The sequence below is a fragment of the Pantoea sp. C1E2 genome (genome assembly GCF_056491465.1).
In genome coordinates this window covers 2,848,482-2,864,700 of record NZ_JBSZHT010000002.1, presented here as the reverse complement: position 1 = coordinate 2,864,700, position 16,219 = coordinate 2,848,482, and the positions used below count along the sequence as shown (strand labels likewise).

Genomic DNA, 16,219 nt, shown 5'->3' with positions numbered 1-16,219 from the left:
ATGATGGAGATCTCGATTTTGCGGTAGATGCAAAAAGCCCGCTCGGGTCTCCCCGAACGGGCTTGTCTAAATCTCAGGCTTTAATAGCTGTGCACGGCCAATAATGTCATCCGGCGCGCAACGTATGCCAACACGTTTTCTCTCTGATCGACTGGCATGTGGCTTTCTGTATAAGTTTCTACGATTAAAGGGTGAAGCTTAACGACATCTGAAAGCCATTTCCTGGCCAGTGCTGGGTTGATGCCCATGCCTTGCGCCAGGAGAATGAAGTCTGCACCCAGGTATTCCCCATATGCGGAATCAATGCCAGGTGCGTTTTCCCCATCATTCTCTTCAAGTTCTAACAGTGGAAGGGCAAGATATTCCCTGAAAGCAGATGCATAAGGGACAACACTGATAAAATCATAAACTGGAGCAAGGTATGATGACCCCTGCTCTGGGAGAATTATCCCAATATTTCGCAGATGGAAATCATTATTGCCCAGCACATAAGCGTAAACAATTCGCAAAAACACATCACGCTGGCTCTTCAGGCTGCTGCTCACTGAATCATGTAAAAATTTAGCGGCCCTTTCATAACTCACCGCTTTTTTGTTGTTAATATTTCCGTACTTATCATTCAAACCCATTGCGCCATCCAGCTGCTCCTGATGGAGTCGCGCGTTGTCAGGCCCTAAACGATCATACCTTTTAATGACAAATGCCAGCTCAACGGGTTGATCGTCGATTTGCCTGAAGGGCATCAGTCCAAAGGGCGGCACGTCAAATTTAAGACGCTGCATTACGCACATGGTTGCGTGCTCATTTTCAGCCAGATGCGGATACGCCTCAGGTGAGGGCTTTAAAATATAGTTACCGTGGTTACTCACTACCACCAACTCATTTCTTTCCTGACGTAGAGATAGCTTAGGCTGATAGCCAGATATACTCATTCCTCTCTGACGCTCAGGGAGTTCCTGAATAAACTGGCTACGCGTGAAAGGAAGATGTGGCACCACTTTGACTTGTCCGAAGAGGTGTAGAATCCCTTTTTTAGAATAGCCCGTTTGCAACTCAGACTCTTTCAGTTGGCTCAGATTGATCAGGCAACGTTGTGGATTCATTCGATGACCTCTTTTAGCAAGACGGCACCCAGCAAGTCGCTACCATTTTCCATTAGTAAGCCGAGCAAGTCTGTATCGTCAATTTTTTGAATTTCAGAATACCGCTTTCGCAACCATCCTTCAGGAGCCAGTCCTTTGAAAAAAGGGTGTAGTTGTTCACTGAGATAAGGTTCCGGCCTGACCGGCATACTAAGCGATAGCGCCCGGCCACTGTAGTTCGCCTGATAACAGAAGACGAAGCCCGAATCATTTTCACTTAATGTCCCTATTGGTTGGTTATACAGCCATACGGCTATTTTTCGAGCCATACCTTTAGCCCCAATTCTCTCAGTAGTGCATGAACATTGCTCGCTTTGGCCGCGGAGGGATTGGCCATCAATCTTTTAAAAGTCGAGAGTGACACGCCAATTTGCATGGACATCTCTTCAAAAGTGATATTTTGCTGCTTCAGCTCACGCGCCAACATTTGTGGCAGAGATGAGAATGTTAAGATGCTCATCAGCGACTTGTCTTTATCAGCTAAGTCTTTAATGAAACCACCTTGAGTTTGTGCATCCGCAATTAACTGCTGCATCATCTGTTGTTTGTCAGTTTTAGAAAGATTTTGAATGAAGAATTGAATTTCATCGGGGTTCATTTTTGACACTTTCCATCAGATACGCTCTCTAAGAGCTGCATTTATCGCCAATTATAGGATGGAAAGGTTCATTTTTGAACCTTTTTGGCATTTTTACTGAAAAGATGGGGATAGACTGCTTATATCTCTAACTAAAGGTTCAAAAATGAACCTTTAGCGCTCAAAGTTCGATACGTAATATTGTTGCCAGGATTTTTAGAGGATAGAGGATTGCAAAGAGATGAAAAGCAAAAAGCCCGCTCAGGTTTCCCTGAGCGGGCTTCTCTAAATATGGCTCCTCTGACTGGACTCGAACCAGTGACATACGGATTAACAGTCCGCCGTTCTACCGACTGAACTACAGAGGAATCGTTTGAACGAGGCGAATATTAATGGCACCTCATTAATGTGTCAACAGCTAAAAATACATTTGTATTCAACTGGCTAGCAATAGTACAAAGCGATCGCGATTTAAGCAGAACCTGCTGCAAGACGCGCCATCGGGTCCTGACGATAAAACTGCTGTAAGTGGCGATACATCGCAGGAAAGCGATTCGCCAGTAAATCTGGGGCGCTGAAAAAGTACTCAGACAACACGGCAAAGCATTCGGCGGGGTCGCTGGCGGCGTAGGGATCGATGGTTGCCGCCTGTTCACCGACCAATTCAACCTCTGCTTCAATCACTTCCATCGCCTGGAGCAGGTCTTTCTCCCATTGGGCGACCTCTCGTAAGGCAATGGCGGGAATACCGCTGGTGTAGCCACTGCCGCGTGCATCCAGCTTATGCGCGATTTCATGGATGACGAGGTTGTAGCCGGAAAGATCGAAAGAGTCCTGAAGATCCAACGCGTTTAATACCACCGGGCCTTGCGTCCAGCTTTGGCCGGCATGCACCGCTGGAGCCTGGTGGACTAAGCCGCTGCTGTCTTCCCAACGGTCATCGACATTGAACGGTTCGGGATAAATTAACACTTCATGAAAGCCATCCAGCCACTCCAGACCGAGCTTCAATACCGGCAGGCAAAACAGTAAGGCAAGGCGGGCCAACTGCCGTTCGTTAAGTTGCAATCCATTCAGCAGCGAGATTTTTTTTTGATGCAGAAAACGTTGTGAGAGCACGATCAGAGCGCTTTGCTCTTCAGGCGTCAGCAGCGAAAAGATCGGTTGCGCCAGCGCCTGTTGCCAGGGAAGCGCTGTGACGGTTGCATCTACCTGCGCATTCCATGGCCATTTAAACATCGCGCGACTCACTCTGCAGGGCGGAAGGGGTATCCTGACGCGGCAAGGAGATAAATGCCAGCGCAGAATCAAAGCCGTGTATTCAATCAGTTACTACAGGATTTTTCTGTGATTAAGATGGCAAAGCAGGAAAATCACCCTCACCCGAGCGGGCGAGGGCTGGAGACAGTTAACTCTCGCGTTCAACGCGCTGGAATTCGATCACCCAGACCCACGGGTTCACTTCCCAGCTGGTGGCGCCATACTGCTTTTGCCACGCTTTACGATAGGCTTCTTTCGGAGATTCAGCATTCATGTTCATGGTGAAGAAGTTATTCAGGAAGTGCGTATCGGTCTGCACGCCCTCAGCCATAATGTCATCTTCACTGATATCCTGAATCTTTTCAGCCTTCACCGAGGTAATTGCCAAATCGATACGACTGGCCCAGCGCGGCATATGAATCGCCGTTTGCCAGCCAAACTGCTCGGCATGTTCGACATCCTCATCCAACTGACCCAGTTCGTTGCTGTCAGAGCGGTATTGACAGAAAGCGGGGCTGCGGAACGGCAAAGGATCGCGTTCATAGTCGGCGAGTTGCTCTTCAGGCACGATAGGGCCGCGCCAGGTTTCACGCACCCACAATCGGTCACCAGCCTGACCAAACGGGCAGTGTGAGCTGACATCTGCCATCGACATCAATTTGTAGCCATGAAGATGGTTGGCGCTAACGTCAAACGCATGGACGCCTTCGTGATGATCCTGACCCGGACCAAAGGCCTGAGTTTTCATGATGCGCCGGGTTTGCGTTTGCTGGCCAACCAACAGGGCGCGGACCCGCTGTTCGGAAAAAAGAATCGGCCGTTCTTTCATTACGTACCTCATGTAGTTTTACTCACCCGGAGAACTCCGACAATCACCTGCAACTGCAGATGAGAGAATTAGCATAATGGGTTTGAATCAATTTGCTTAATAATTTGTCGCCTTACTATCAGGCAATTCCTGCGTATTCCGGTTTTAAAAATGGCTCTTAAGCAAAATCCATGCTGTAAGTACCTTTGCAGGTGAGAGAGAGCCAGAAATATTCCCTATACAGTACGTTATAACGGCCTGGATGGGAAACTTTTCAGATTTCTCCATGGGCGTTTATCGCTTTTACCCTGAGTTATTCAGCATGTTTAACTGGAATAATTCAAAAGCGTGAATATTGTTGATGGATGAAATAGATTACTCCTGTTTAACAGAGTTATTTAACTTAAATGACGCTAAGGAAATGCCTAAAACGTGATCTCCGCTAGGAAAGCGGCATTAACAACGTTATAACAAGATCGGGATCGCATTTTTACGCTTTGCACATCCAGGAAGGATGTAAAAAAAGTGTCACGACCAGACCGCTATGATGTCCCCAGGAGCAGCACCCTGAATTGGCGGTGCTTTTATAACAGCAATAAGGAGAAGCACGATGTCACTCACCCGCTGGCAACAACGCTACGAGAACTGGCTGCAGCAGAACTGGCTGCACGATGATAAAGCCCATGATATCGCGCACCTGCGCCGTGTCTGGATGAGCGCCACGCGCATCATGCAGCACAGTGCAGCCGATCCGATGGTGGTACTGACCGCCTGTTACTTCCATGACGTGGTCAACCTGCCAAAAAACCACCCAGAGCGCCATCTGGCCTCCACGTATGCCGCTGAAGAAACACGTCGTATTCTGCAGCAAGACTTCCCCGATTTCCCGCAGGAACTGCTGGAGGGCGTCGCCCATGCAGTCCAGGCGCACAGCTTCAGCGCACGTATCACGCCGCTGACGCTGGAAGCAAAAATTGTTCAGGATGCCGATCGCCTCGAGTCTTTAGGTGCTATCGGCCTCGCTCGTGTTTTCTACACTGCCGGGGCTTTGGGCCGCCCGCTGTTTGATAGCGAAGATCCATTAGGAAAAGAACGCGAATTGGACGATGTGAAATGGACGCTGGATCATTTTCAGAAGAAACTTTTGCGCTTGCCTGAAACGATGCAAACCGAAGCGGGGCGCTTGCTGGCGGAGCATAATGCCGATTTTCTGGTGCACTATATGGGCAAGTTGTGCGCGGAATTACAGGGTAACCTGACCAGCATTGATGAATCAGTATTAAGGGATTTCAGCCCTATACACTCTTAATATTAAATTTTTATGACAGTCTGTTAACTTTCATCTTCTTCCGCTACGTTGTTGTAAATCAAAAGGGAGTATGAAGATGACCGAGACCGTTAACTTAACCATTAAAATTGACCCGGCACTGAAAGAGCACATCAAACAGTTAGCCGCCGATAACCAAATCTCCATGAGTCAGGAGATCGTTAACCGCCTGCAGGCCAGTTTACATGCTGTTGAGCAACCGGCGGTGGATAGTCTGAATACGGAAGAAGCGGTGACTGAGCAGCTCTCCGCGTCTGAACTGAAGCAAGTGCGTACGCTGCTGAAGAAAGGCAAAAAGAAGAAGTAAGCTATATTCAAAAACCCGTCATTGACGGGTTTTTTTATTTCGACAGTTAAGCGGCGTTGACGCGGAATTGCTGTGCCCGCTGCGCAAGCCGATCGGACAGTTCGCGCAATTGCGTGGCAGAATTGACCTGATGGGCGTTTAACGCTTCGTTTTGCTGTAGCTGATTACTCATTTCCACCACTTCGTGAGCAATTTTGCTGACGCGGTGGCTTTGTGCTGTGGTGTTTTGCTGCAACTCATCCAACTGCGTGACCACACCCGATACCGCGCCGCTGATCTGCGTAAACAGCACTTCCAGCGCCTTCACTTTGTCAAAACCATCATTCACATGCTGCTGGGTATGCTGAATCAAACCATCAATCTGACGTGTTGATTCGCCACTCTTTTGCGAGAGCAGCCCCATCTCTTTCGCGACTACAGAGAAACTGCGGCCGTACGATCCGGCATGTGCTGATTCAATGGCGGCATTCAACGAGAGCAGGCGGGTTTGCATCGACAGGCTATCCAGCATGCCAACAATCCCGGCGATATCGCCTGAGGCAGTGACGATCTGCTGCATTTTGAGTTCCATGTTATCGACTTCCGTGGCGCAATTGCGCATCAGGGCATCGGCTGACTGAGCTTCCTGGGTGGCTTGCTGCGAGAACTGCGCACCAATTTCGACTTCCTCAGAAACACGGTGCAAACGTTGTGACAGATGATGGAAGCTGGCATTTTGCGTCTGGTGTTGTTGCATCACCTGTTCATTATGCTGCTGCATATCTTCTGCACCCGCCGCCACGCTGACAGCAACAGTATTAATGTCGCTGACAATCTGCTGCAGCCCAAAGCGCATCGATTCGATCGATTGAAACAGCTGGCGCGTCTCTAAACACTGACGGCGCGGCGTATCATGGCTCGGAACTAAGTCACCCGTGGCAATCTGCTCCAGCTGCTGGTTGGCACGACGCAGCGGCAACAGCACGCCGCGCATCAACAAGCTGGAGGCGAGAACCAGCATTGCCATCAGAATGGCGCTCACGATCAGCGACATATTGCGACTTTGCTTCAACGTACTGAGGGTGTTTTGATTCACGCTGCTAAGCTGGTGGTTGGCTTGTTCAATCTCGCTAAACCAGGCATCGTTAAACTGCTGCTGAAATGCCTGCATCGGCACCATAAAGAAGGCGTTGATGTCATTGGCTGATAATCCTTTCAGCTGCTCTTGCAAACCTTCCGCTAACATCGCAAAGCCCTGAGCCAATGGGCTGTCTGCTTTAGCATGGTAAGCGGTGAACAGCGCCTGGGCTTTTTTTAGCGAATCTTCGGAGGCGGCGGCCAGGCTTTTCCAGCTATCGACCGAACCGCTTTGTTGGTCCTGCATTAAATAGATACCGGCGCGGTGACTATTATCGCTGGAGGTTAACAATTCGATACGTGCTTTATCCAGCAGGGCCAATCTTTCCCGCAGTTGGTTAGCTTGCTGCAGTGAAATTTGCGTCTGATTAACGTGATTGTTAAGTAGCAATACGCCAGCGAATTGCAATAAGCAAAACAGCACAATAAACAGCAGGAATTGACTACGAAGACTGGTAAGCCAAAGTGGCATACGCCAGTTAAGACGTGTACGTAAACGCAGCGGTAACGAGATTACGGAAAGGAGTGACATCTAACGCCCCCAAAAATAAAAAGGAGTATTGGGAGCGGGCGTGACAGTTTGGTGACAATAGACGCGATTCAGCGCAAAACAGCATAATACGCGTCCATAAAGGAAATTGTGGACCTGTGGCGCTAAGCGTTTTGGCTAAGGTGTTGTTCAATCAGCGGCGAAAGTAGCTTTGCCACAGCAGCAAAAACCGGTACCACCACGGAATTACCAAACTGCTTATAAGCCTGTGTATCTGAGACCGGAATACGGAACTGGCTTTTACCCGGCGCCTCAAATCCCATGAGTCGGGCGCATTCCCGAGGCGTTAAACGACGCGGCCGCTGAGCCATATTGCTGGCGTGCTGGAAATCCGCTTCACCTTGCGCCTGATCCCAGCCGCGATCGATCAGAATTTCCGAGCCGTCTTTATAATAGCGCGCGGACAGGGTGCGGACACACACGTTGGGATTGCGCGGGTCGTTGAGGCCAAAGCCGAAGCCATTGCCTTTGGCTTTGTGTTTTTTGGCGTACTGATAGAGATAGTTCCACAGTGTCGGCGACAGGATGTACTTCGCGTCGGGTGTTGGCTCCAGCAAACTTTGCAGCGATGGCACTTGTTGCGGATAGAGCTGTGATAGCGCCCGCAACGAAAAGCCGTCGCTCAATCCTGTGTCACGGCGAATACCAACCAGCACAATGCGTTCGCGATGCTGCGGCAGGAAATGGCGCGCATCTACCACTTTCGCATCCGGTGTCGCGCTGTCGGCCGCATCGGCGACGTCGTAGCCAAGTTCATCCAGCGTCGCCATTATGATGGCGAAGGTGCGTCCTTTGTCGTGGCTCTTCAGGTTTTTCACGTTTTCCAACACGAAAAACGGCGGCTTTTTGGCAGCCAAAATACGCGCCACATCAAAGAACAAGGTGCCTTGCGCTTCACACTCAAAACCGTGGGCACGACCTAACGCATTTTTTTTGCTGACCCCGGCCAGTGAAAACGGCTGACAGGGAAAGCCCGCAAGCAGCACCTGATGATCGGGGATGGTCTGGTCGATGTGCTGATAAATCGCCTGTTCGTCAGTGAGTCCTGCGGGCTGCGTCACCAAACGAATATCGCTGTTGAACTGATGTCGTTGCGGATCGCTATAGTGGTTGGCTTTATAAGTGCGAACCGCTTCTTTATTCCATTCACTGGTGAACACGCACTGGCCACCAATCTGCTCGAAGCCACGACGAATCCCGCCGATGCCGGCAAACAGATCGACAAATTGAAATTTAGGCGCGGCGTAATGCGCAGGGCGCGAAGGCAATAACGCTTGCAGACTGCTGACTTCACCGCTGGAAAGGGCAGGGACGGCACTTTTGCCCTGACGAATACGATTCAGACGCGGCACGCTCCAGTCGCATCCACCCGCTTCGGTTAAGGTTTGCACCACATCGCGTGCGGCATAGATATCGAGAACCTGCATTAACAGCGATGGGGCGTCATCCGAAGGGGCAGAAAATGAGGAGGGTGAAACCGTCGCGGCGGGATCGATAGCAAGCATGCGTTTTTCCTTAACAGTGAAGCCGCTATGCTATCACTCCTCGCGTCTTCACACACTTGTTGCGCGTGCCTTTCGCTTTTACGCCAAACCGCTAAAGTTGAAGAAGCCCCAATAAAAAGGAGACGCCATGGTCGACGTCCATTCGCAAGCTATTCGCAGCAAAAACATGCGTGCCATTCGCAATCAGGACACGGCGATTGAGCAGCGTATAGCGTTGATTTTGAAAGATCGTGGCTTCAACTACCGTGTGCAGGATAAAGCGTTGCCGGGACGGCCGGACTTTGTTTTGCCACAGGAACGGGCGATTATCTTTGTCCATGGTTGTTTCTGGCATCGTCATCACTGCTATTTATTTAAGATGCCTGCCACGCGCACTGAATTCTGGAACGGCAAAATTAACAGCAACGTTGAGCGCGATCGGCGCTACATCGGACAATTACAAGAGAGCGGCTGGAAGGTGCTGATTGTCTGGGAATGCGCGCTACGCGGTAAATTGCGTCTCGAAGATGGGGCGCTGATTGAACGGCTGGAAGAGTGGCTGCTGGCCGCCCTGCACAGTGGCGAAATCGATCATCAGGGCTTGCATCACTATCGCGTTGAATAGCGTGTGATTGTTGCTTTTAGCCGCCATAACGGTTTAGATCATCTCTTTCTCTGGGACGCGGAATCGAGCCATGAGCAGTATCAAACTGACGGTCAAACGCCTGTATCAACTCCGTGATGAGCGGATGGTGAACACCCACGCAACGGCACGCATTTATTTGGGCGAGCAGTTGGTGGCCACCGAGGAGATCAGCGGGATGACGGAAAGTCCGGTGAGCAAATATGTGCACGCCGGCGATCTTGCCGGGCAAACACTTCGCGTTGAATGGGACTGTGCGGGCATCGCCGATATGTCAGTGACGGCTGTTGAGCGTTGCCCCTGTTGTCAGGATCACGAACCGGAATAAGGATAACAATTTTGGCAGGAACCAGTTTACTCACACTTCTGGATGATATTGCGACGCTGCTTGATGATATTTCAGTGATGGGCAAAGTCGCGGCAAAGAAGACCGCTGGCGTATTGGGTGACGATCTCTCGCTCAATGCGCAGCAGGTCACCGGCGTAAAAGCCAACCGTGAATTACCCGTGGTCTGGAGTGTCGCAAAAGGCTCTTTTCTCAATAAATTAATCCTGGTGCCGCTGGCGCTGATTATTTCGGCATTTGCGCCCTGGCTGATCACACCGCTGTTAATGCTGGGCGGCGCTTACCTTTGTTATGAAGGCGTGGAAAAGGTGCTGCATAGCCTGAATCACGATAAAGCCGAAAGCAGCCCGGAGGCACGTCAGCAGCGTCTCGACAAGCTGGCGCAGCAGGATCCACGCCAGTTCGAGAAGGATAAAATCAAAGGTGCGGTGCGCACGGACTTTATTCTTTCAGCTGAAATTGTGGCGATCACCTTAGGGATTGTATCTGAAGCCCCCCTGTTGAATCAGGTACTGATTTTGGCGGGAATCGCGATTTTAGTGACGATTGGCGTTTACGGCATCGTGGCGATGATCGTGAAAATCGACGACCTCGGATACTGGCTGCGGGAAAAATCTTCCACCCTGGCACAAGCGACTGGTGGGGCGTTACTTGCGCTGGCACCCTGGCTGATGAAAGTGTTAACGGTGGTAGGCACGGTGGCGATGTTCCTGGTCGGCGGCGGCATTATTGTGCACGGTATCGCGCCGTTGCATCACGCCATCGAGGAATACAGCAGCGGCTTCCATGGCGTGGTCTCCGCTTTGCTGAGCAATGGTGCCAATCTGGTACTCGGCTTCATCATTGGGTCGATCGTGCTGTTAGCGGTAAATCTGGTTGCGAAAGCACGCGGTAAATCGGTATAAAGCGCAGGAATTTATCAATCACGGGTCAGGAGAACGATGATGAACGACGATATGTTTGAATTTGATATCGATGCGCAGCTGGAACAGGCTGAAGCGAAAGCGGCTGAAAAAGCCAATGAAGTCCCGGCTGATATCAGCGACGAAGCGGACTGCGAAGGTTGCAAAATCTGATTTCCCACCCGGGAAAGTGTTTCAAAGCCGATAATAAATTTTATCGGCTTTTTTTATAAACAATATTTTACACTGCTTATTCCGATTTCGTCACAGTAATAGCATTATCCTATAGGCGTAAAAGCTGCACAGCTGCTATAACTTTATCCGTTCATTCAACGAAAAAGGGAGGGCGCGGTATGACCTTTGCGATCAGTGACGAAGTTCAGCATAAAGAGGGCGGACCCACGATGGTGGTGACCGGCTATGCCAGCGGAATGGTAGAGTGTCGTTGGTATGATGGCTATAGTGTGCGCCGCGAGGCGTTCCGCAGTGACGAACTGAGTCATTTATCCGGAGCGCACCAGCTGGCCAGCTAACAGCCTGCGGGACGGTTAATCCGTCCCGTTGTCTTATTACCTATCTGATTTTCCTTTGATCCTTGCCTGTACGACTTATCTCCAACTGACTACACTTTTCGCATTCCCCCTCTCTTCGCATACGGTTGCCAATGCCCACTTCGCTTTTGCCGCAACGCGCAGGTAATCCGTTCTTGCCGGTGCATCTCTGCTTTCTGGCGGTCTTTTTGTTCTCTGTATTTCTTACCGTGCATGAAGCGATTGAACTGAAGAATAACTATGAAGAGCGTCAGCGCGCGCAGCTCGCGGAAATACAGAAAAACCTCGACAGCCGGTTTCAGGAAAGCATCGATGAATTGACGTATTACGAGAGAATGCTCAACTATGCGTTGATGCATCCGCTGGATTCCAATCAAACGCGCGAAGCCATTACCCTGTTTCAACAGTTGCGCCAGCAAACGACATGGCAATTAAAATTGGCCAGCCTGCGCAGTATGCCGCTGAATGGCGTGAGTGACAGTTGGTTGATGCGCGATCCTTTGCTGCAGCGTAAAAGCGATCACATTAATTCGGAATTGCGCGCCGCAATGGAATTCAGCTTTATCATGCAGTTCAGCGATCCAGGGCAGGATTTTCACTCACGCTTTTGGTATATCTCGCGCGCCGGTTTTTTATCAGTTCAAGGCCACCGCAAAGCCCGCAAGAACTGATAGAAAGCTATAACACCATGACGGAGCGCCCCTATTTTCGCGATCAGGCACCGGACAATCCGCAGCGCGGTCGACTGCGCTGGAGTGAAGCCTATCAGGGCGAATTTCAGGAAGGGTTGATGATGACGGTGAGCACGCCGATCGTCAGTCATGGTTATTGGTACGGTGTGCTGTCGATGGATTTCACCCAATCGCGGATACAGGCTTTGATGACCGAAGCACGCCATAGCTTGTTACAAGGCAAGTTGCTGATGGTAGACCGCTCGCTGAATGAAATCACCCGCTTGCATGCGCCAAACGATCAACCGCTGACCCCGGAGCAACAGTCGCGGCTGGAAGCGCAAATCAGAGAGCAGCCCGCTGGTGTGATGCGCCTAGGCACCCAGTTTGCCAGCTGGAGCAAATTAAAAAATGTGGATGCCTATATCGTTAACATTCAGAGCCTGAAACAGGGAATGTCACAGGAGTTAGGTAGCGTATCGCTGTTCTTGCTCAGCATGTGGTTGCTGTTCGTGCTGCTGCTACTGGTAGCGCATCAGGTTATTATTCGTCTGGTGCGGCGCATGGCCGATCTTTCCGCCAAGCTCACCTGGCGTGCCAATTACGACGGAATGACGCGACTACTCAATCGCAATGCGTTCTTTGAGCAGTTTGTGGCGTTGGCGGCGCACAGCCAGCAGCAGAAGAAGCCGATTGCGGTGATCCAACTGGATGTCGACCACTTTAAGAACGTGAACGATACCTGGGGGCATGCGGCGGGCGATCAGGCATTGATGCGGGTAGCTGGGGTGATCAGTCGGACCCTGCGCAAGTATGACGTGGCAGGGCGTATTGGCGGGGAGGAGTTTTGTATCGTATTGCCAGAAACCACCTTAGCGGATGCCCAGGCAGTAGCGGAGCGCATCCGTGTCCGGCTGGCGGCAAAAACCATCCTGGTGAATTGTAATTCGACGTTCAACATCACCCTGTCCGCCGGCGTGACTGGCAGTGAAGAGCAGGGCGATTATCATGCAGAGAGCCTGCAAGCCACCGCCGATCGCCGCCTGTATCTGGCGAAAACCGGCGGTCGCAACCGCGTGGTGGCAGAAGATTAAACCTTGCCTTCATTATCCTCTTCGACCGCCTGATAAATCCGCTGCAGGATATCCGGGAAAGCCGATTGCACGCGGCTCCAGCTGGGAATAAACGGCTTCTCATTGGGGCGCTCAATAAAGGATTGCCCGGCGTCGAGTATCGCCTGAGTGAACATCTCCACCGCCGCTTCTTCAATATGCTGATCAAACTTCAGGCCGTTCATTGTCGCTTCGTGGTTGTAAATCTCCATCATATCCAGCGCATTGCGATAATAAGTGGCTTTCAGCACGCGGAACGAGTCGCTGGTGAGCGGCACGCCCATGGTTGCCAGCTTGCGCAGCAGCGACTGCACAATATCATTGCTCATGCGCTTCAGGCCGCCAGTGCCGTCCTCTTCTGCCAGCGGTTGATGTTTGTGATCGTAGTTGTCGGCAATTTCCACCTGACAGGTTTGTCGCGTGGTGTAATTGCGGTAAATTTCCGATAGCACGCCAATTTCCAGCCCCCAGTCGCCGGGAATTTTGATGCCGTTCAGCACATGGGTGCGCATCGCAAATTCGCCAGACAACGGATAGCGGAAGCTGGTGAGGTAATCGAGGTATTCAGAGTGGCCATACACTTTTTGCAGCGAGCGCAGTAACGGGCCCACCAGCAAACGACCGACGCGGCCATTCAGCTTGCCATCGGCCACACGGGCATAAAATCCCTTGCAAAATTCATATTGAAACGCGGGGTTGGCAAGCGGATACAGTAAACGTGCGAGCATGCTGCGATCATAGGTGACGATATCGCAGTCATGCAGCGCCACACACTGGGTGCGATCCGAGGCTAGCGTATAACCGGTACAAAACCACACGTTGCGCCCTTTACCCGGCTGGCTCGGCGACAACCCTTCTTTATCCAGTTCAGCATCCAGCGCTTTTAAGCGCGGGCCATCATTCCACAGGATGCGATGGCGTTGTGGCAGACGGGAAAAGAACTCGCGAGCAAACAGAAACTGTTCGCGGTCAGCACGATCGAGACCAATGACGATCTCATCCAGATAAGGCACTTTGGCCAGTTCATTGACGATGTTATCCAGCGCCGGACCTTCCAGTTCGGAGAACAGGGAAGGCAGGATCAGCCCCATTTTGCGTTTACGCGCGAAACGCACCATCTCTTTTTCCAGCGACTCGACGCTGCGTTGGGTGAGATTATGAAAGTTAGTAATGACGCCATTTTGGTAAAAATCACTCATTTTCTCATCCTTAGGTCAGGCGGTTAATCGGGTTGCGCGAGAAAATAGTCCAGCCCTTCACGCCAGCCTTGCGGGCCAACATGCGCAGTGTGATAAACATTCTGTTGATCTTGGCGTGACAGAATCACCGGGGTTTTACTGAATCCTTTAATGACCACGGCATAATCAACCTGCTCCAGCATCGGCACATCATTGGGGCCATCACCGAGGCCGATAGTGGTGCGTTTCTCCCCGCTGCGCTGTTCGAGATGCTGCTGAAGCTGTTGCAGTGCGACGCCTTTACCGCAGCCCGCTGGCATCACATGCCAGAATCGTCCCCCCTGGGTGAGGGCCAGGTTGTGTTCCGCCAGCGCCATACGAAAATCCTCCAGCTTTTCACCATCATCGCGCCAGAGTATGACTTCTGAAGCATCGCGCAGTCGGCTCTGGCTGGCTTCGGCTAGAGTTAATCCGGTGAAGCGTGCCACTTCCGCATCACTAAAGTCGTGAAAACCGCTGAAGCGGAAAGTGGATTGCAGGGTTTTCAGTGAGCGGCACAGCGCCAGATAGTTTTCGCCCGGTTCTTCAGCCGCAATCTGCTCGCCATCGAGAGCAATAAAGGCGCCATTTTCAGCGATAAAAGGGGTTCCGGAGAGACCGAGGCGTTTCTGTAAGGGGATCATTTCAGCGGCGGTTTTACTGGAACAAAACACCACAGGAATCGCTTGCTGTTTCAGGCGCGCCAACCATTCATTGGCGGCATCCCAGTTGTAGTCATGATGATCCAATAGCGAGCCATCGAGATCGGTCACAATCATCAGCGACGAGTTAAGTCTGAGCATCTACACACTCCTTACGCCAGGCGCGTCCGTAAAGCAGAGAGTAATCAGTATAATAGCGTTATGACGATCACACTTTTTTGTGAGCCTGCCACGTCAAATTCCAGGATAAATCTTAAAACAAGTCGGTAACGAAATGGAACGTGCACAAATTGCGCATATAAGAAACACAGCAGGCACAGGGTGTTTTCGGTAACAAATGGGGAAGGTCATGCATTTTTGTTCGTTATACGCACAAGATTGAGACTTGTCTTGTGTTGACTAAAGCGTAGTCTGAATCAGGTGTTAAGAATTTCCTGGTGTAACGAATTCACTGATTTATTTAACCCGGCCATCCCGCCGGGTATTTTTTTATGAAATCGATTTCAACGGTTAACTTCAGTGATCGAGAAGTCACGGATATCGAGTTCAAATGCCTCAGCCAGTTCTGTATAAGAGTCATAAGCTTCACCATTCACTTTTACCCGATGAGCGTGTTCCGCTTCCATAAACTCTTTTACCTCGCCCGAGGTTTTCTTCTGAATCGCTTCCAGCAATGCATCAACGTCGATATTCACTTCGCGCTGTACGTTGTCACTGTACTCTTTTGCGGTGGTCATAATGGGCCTCCCAGAGGCGATGAGATACTTACTCAGTATAGACAACAGGGAGAAGGGGCAGAGTGGGGCAAATGGCAGGCAAAAAAAAGCCCGCGCTGCGCGGGCAAAAATCCTTGTTACTTTTAGGTTGACTGCGCCTTTGGGGTTGGTGCAGTACGAAGAAGTGTACGGGCTGCCCGCGTCAGAAGTCTCTCTGCGTAATGTTAAGAAAGTGAAAAGCTGAGGTCTGACAGAACTTTACCCGCCTGTCATCTCATTATTGGAATCAGCGACTATGCTTAGAGCTTGACGATAAATAAGTGATATCAGGGAGTTAGTATGGATTTTATTCGAATTGTGATTGCGATTTTACTGCCACCAGTCGGCGTATTTCTGCAGGTGGGCTTCGGCGGCGCCTTCTGGCTGAATATTCTGCTGACGCTGTGCGGTTATATTCCGGGCATTGTGCATGCGGTATGGGTAATTGCCCGACGCTGATCCGGATCAGGCGGCTGCCATTTTCTTCCGTTACACTGTATTCAGGACAATATCTGGAGAGTAATCAATGCAGGTGAATGACCGTGTAACGGTAAAAACCGATGGCGGCCCACGTCGCGTGGGTACGGTACTGGCAGTGGAAGATTTTAACGAAGGGATCATGTACCTGGTGGCGCTGGAGGATTATCCGCTGGGAATTTGGTTCTTCAATGAAAGCGACCATGCGGAAGGGGTCTTTGTTGAACCCTACGAGGAAGCCTAAAAGCGGCATAAAAAAATCAGGTGCACATTATTGTGCACCTGATGTGTATTAAGTGAAGGTCATCCAGG

The 16,219-nt window shown here is 50.9% G+C and carries 21 protein-coding genes and 1 tRNA gene; 11 read left to right on the top strand and 11 right to left on the bottom strand.

From position 1 onward, the window contains the following. Positions 1 to 80: 80 nt before the first annotated feature. The 6 genes from ACXI0A_RS13820 to ACXI0A_RS13795 form a co-directional block, all read right to left on the bottom strand. The gene (locus ACXI0A_RS13820; protein WP_476148275.1) at positions 81 to 1,103 is read right to left on the bottom strand and encodes a HipA domain-containing protein; all 1,023 of its coding nucleotides are present in this window, start codon (positions 1,101 to 1,103) and stop codon (positions 81 to 83) included. After that, positions 1,100 to 1,411: a HipA N-terminal domain-containing protein gene (locus ACXI0A_RS13815; protein ID WP_476148277.1), complete on the bottom strand. Its 312-nt coding sequence runs from the start codon at positions 1,409 to 1,411 to the stop codon at positions 1,100 to 1,102. The genes ACXI0A_RS13820 and ACXI0A_RS13815 overlap by 4 nt, the downstream gene beginning before the upstream one ends. After that, positions 1,396 to 1,740: an XRE family transcriptional regulator gene (locus tag ACXI0A_RS13810; protein ID WP_476148279.1), complete on the bottom strand. Its 345-nt coding sequence runs from the start codon at positions 1,738 to 1,740 to the stop codon at positions 1,396 to 1,398. The genes ACXI0A_RS13815 and ACXI0A_RS13810 overlap by 16 nt, the downstream gene beginning before the upstream one ends. A 271-nt stretch (positions 1,741 to 2,011) precedes the next feature. Continuing rightward, positions 2,012 to 2,087: transfer RNA gene (locus tag ACXI0A_RS13805), tRNA-Asn, on the bottom strand. Positions 2,088 to 2,190: 103 nt separating this feature from the next. Continuing rightward, complete coding sequence (gene mtfA, locus ACXI0A_RS13800) at positions 2,191 to 2,958, bottom strand: DgsA anti-repressor MtfA (RefSeq protein WP_476148281.1); 768 nt, start codon at positions 2,956 to 2,958, stop codon at positions 2,191 to 2,193. A 169-nt stretch (positions 2,959 to 3,127) separates the two neighbouring features. After that, positions 3,128 to 3,808, bottom strand: a complete 681-nt coding sequence (locus tag ACXI0A_RS13795) for an ASCH domain-containing protein (protein ID WP_224931529.1) — start codon at positions 3,806 to 3,808, stop codon at positions 3,128 to 3,130. A gap of 589 nt (positions 3,809 to 4,397) precedes the next feature. Between ACXI0A_RS13795 and ACXI0A_RS13790 the strand changes: the two genes are divergently transcribed. Beyond that, the gene (locus tag ACXI0A_RS13790; RefSeq protein ID WP_224931531.1) at positions 4,398 to 5,096 is read left to right on the top strand and encodes a phosphohydrolase; all 699 of its coding nucleotides are present in this window, start codon (positions 4,398 to 4,400) and stop codon (positions 5,094 to 5,096) included. A 76-nt stretch (positions 5,097 to 5,172) separates the two neighbouring features. Further along, on the top strand, positions 5,173 to 5,421 hold the full coding sequence (locus ACXI0A_RS13785; RefSeq protein ID WP_200569651.1) for a hypothetical protein: 249 nt from the start codon (positions 5,173 to 5,175) through the stop codon (positions 5,419 to 5,421). 46 nt (positions 5,422 to 5,467) lie between these two features. Here the strand turns inward: ACXI0A_RS13785 and ACXI0A_RS13780 are convergent, their stop codons facing one another. Beyond that, positions 5,468 to 7,069, bottom strand: a complete 1,602-nt coding sequence (locus tag ACXI0A_RS13780) for a methyl-accepting chemotaxis protein (RefSeq protein ID WP_476148284.1) — start codon at positions 7,067 to 7,069, stop codon at positions 5,468 to 5,470. Positions 7,070 to 7,191: 122 nt separating this feature from the next. Then, positions 7,192 to 8,592 carry a DNA (cytosine-5-)-methyltransferase gene (gene dcm / locus ACXI0A_RS13775; RefSeq protein ID WP_476148286.1) on the bottom strand — a complete coding sequence of 467 codons (1,401 nt, stop codon included), beginning with the start codon at positions 8,590 to 8,592 and terminating at the stop codon, positions 7,192 to 7,194. Positions 8,593 to 8,719: 127 nt separating this feature from the next. On the opposite strand from dcm, the gene ACXI0A_RS13770 reads away from it, so the two are divergent. The 7 genes from ACXI0A_RS13770 to ACXI0A_RS13740 all read left to right on the top strand — a co-directional run bounded on the left by ACXI0A_RS13770 (position 8,720) and on the right by ACXI0A_RS13740 (position 12,778). Beyond that, positions 8,720 to 9,196, top strand: coding sequence for a very short patch repair endonuclease (locus ACXI0A_RS13770; RefSeq protein WP_224931537.1), 477 nt, complete (start codon positions 8,720 to 8,722; stop codon positions 9,194 to 9,196). Between the two features lie 70 nt (positions 9,197 to 9,266). Continuing rightward, a complete protein-coding gene (locus tag ACXI0A_RS13765) occupies positions 9,267 to 9,542 on the top strand; it encodes a hypothetical protein (protein WP_034824504.1) in 276 nt (91 codons plus the stop codon). A gap of 11 nt (positions 9,543 to 9,553) precedes the next feature. Continuing rightward, positions 9,554 to 10,465 (top strand): DUF808 domain-containing protein, encoded by a 912-nt coding sequence (locus ACXI0A_RS13760; protein ID WP_224931539.1) that lies wholly within the window; start codon positions 9,554 to 9,556, stop codon positions 10,463 to 10,465. Positions 10,466 to 10,501: 36 nt separating this feature from the next. After that, a complete protein-coding gene (locus ACXI0A_RS13755; protein ID WP_255253243.1) occupies positions 10,502 to 10,636 on the top strand; it encodes a hypothetical protein in 135 nt (44 codons plus the stop codon). 179 nt (positions 10,637 to 10,815) lie between these two features. Beyond that, positions 10,816 to 10,995: a DUF2158 domain-containing protein gene (locus ACXI0A_RS13750; protein WP_476148289.1), complete on the top strand. Its 180-nt coding sequence runs from the start codon at positions 10,816 to 10,818 to the stop codon at positions 10,993 to 10,995. Between the two features lie 131 nt (positions 10,996 to 11,126). Next, positions 11,127 to 11,684 (top strand): hypothetical protein, encoded by a 558-nt coding sequence (locus ACXI0A_RS13745; RefSeq protein ID WP_476148291.1) that lies wholly within the window; start codon positions 11,127 to 11,129, stop codon positions 11,682 to 11,684. Between the two features lie 17 nt (positions 11,685 to 11,701). Continuing rightward, on the top strand, positions 11,702 to 12,778 hold the full coding sequence (locus tag ACXI0A_RS13740; protein WP_476148293.1) for a diguanylate cyclase: 1,077 nt from the start codon (positions 11,702 to 11,704) through the stop codon (positions 12,776 to 12,778). Here ACXI0A_RS13740 and ACXI0A_RS13735 read toward each other — a convergent pair. The 3 genes from ACXI0A_RS13735 to yodD form a co-directional block, all read right to left on the bottom strand. Then, a complete protein-coding gene (locus tag ACXI0A_RS13735; RefSeq protein WP_476148295.1) occupies positions 12,775 to 13,995 on the bottom strand; it encodes a glycosyltransferase family protein in 1,221 nt (406 codons plus the stop codon). The two genes, ACXI0A_RS13740 and ACXI0A_RS13735, sit on opposite strands and share 4 nt — an antisense overlap. Positions 13,996 to 14,018: 23 nt before the next feature. Continuing rightward, positions 14,019 to 14,816: a mannosyl-3-phosphoglycerate phosphatase-related protein gene (locus ACXI0A_RS13730; protein ID WP_476148297.1), complete on the bottom strand. Its 798-nt coding sequence runs from the start codon at positions 14,814 to 14,816 to the stop codon at positions 14,019 to 14,021. A 362-nt stretch (positions 14,817 to 15,178) separates the two neighbouring features. Beyond that, positions 15,179 to 15,412 (bottom strand): YodD family peroxide/acid resistance protein, encoded by a 234-nt coding sequence (gene yodD / locus ACXI0A_RS13725; RefSeq protein WP_200569665.1) that lies wholly within the window; start codon positions 15,410 to 15,412, stop codon positions 15,179 to 15,181. A gap of 318 nt (positions 15,413 to 15,730) precedes the next feature. On the opposite strand from yodD, the gene ACXI0A_RS13720 reads away from it, so the two are divergent. Next, entirely contained in the window at positions 15,731 to 15,889 is a 159-nt protein-coding gene (locus tag ACXI0A_RS13720) for a YqaE/Pmp3 family membrane protein (RefSeq protein ID WP_100700845.1), read from the top strand. 67 nt (positions 15,890 to 15,956) lie between these two features. Then, a complete protein-coding gene (gene dsrB, locus ACXI0A_RS13715; protein ID WP_476148299.1) occupies positions 15,957 to 16,151 on the top strand; it encodes a protein DsrB in 195 nt (64 codons plus the stop codon). The last annotated feature ends 68 nt before the right edge of the window (positions 16,152 to 16,219 follow it).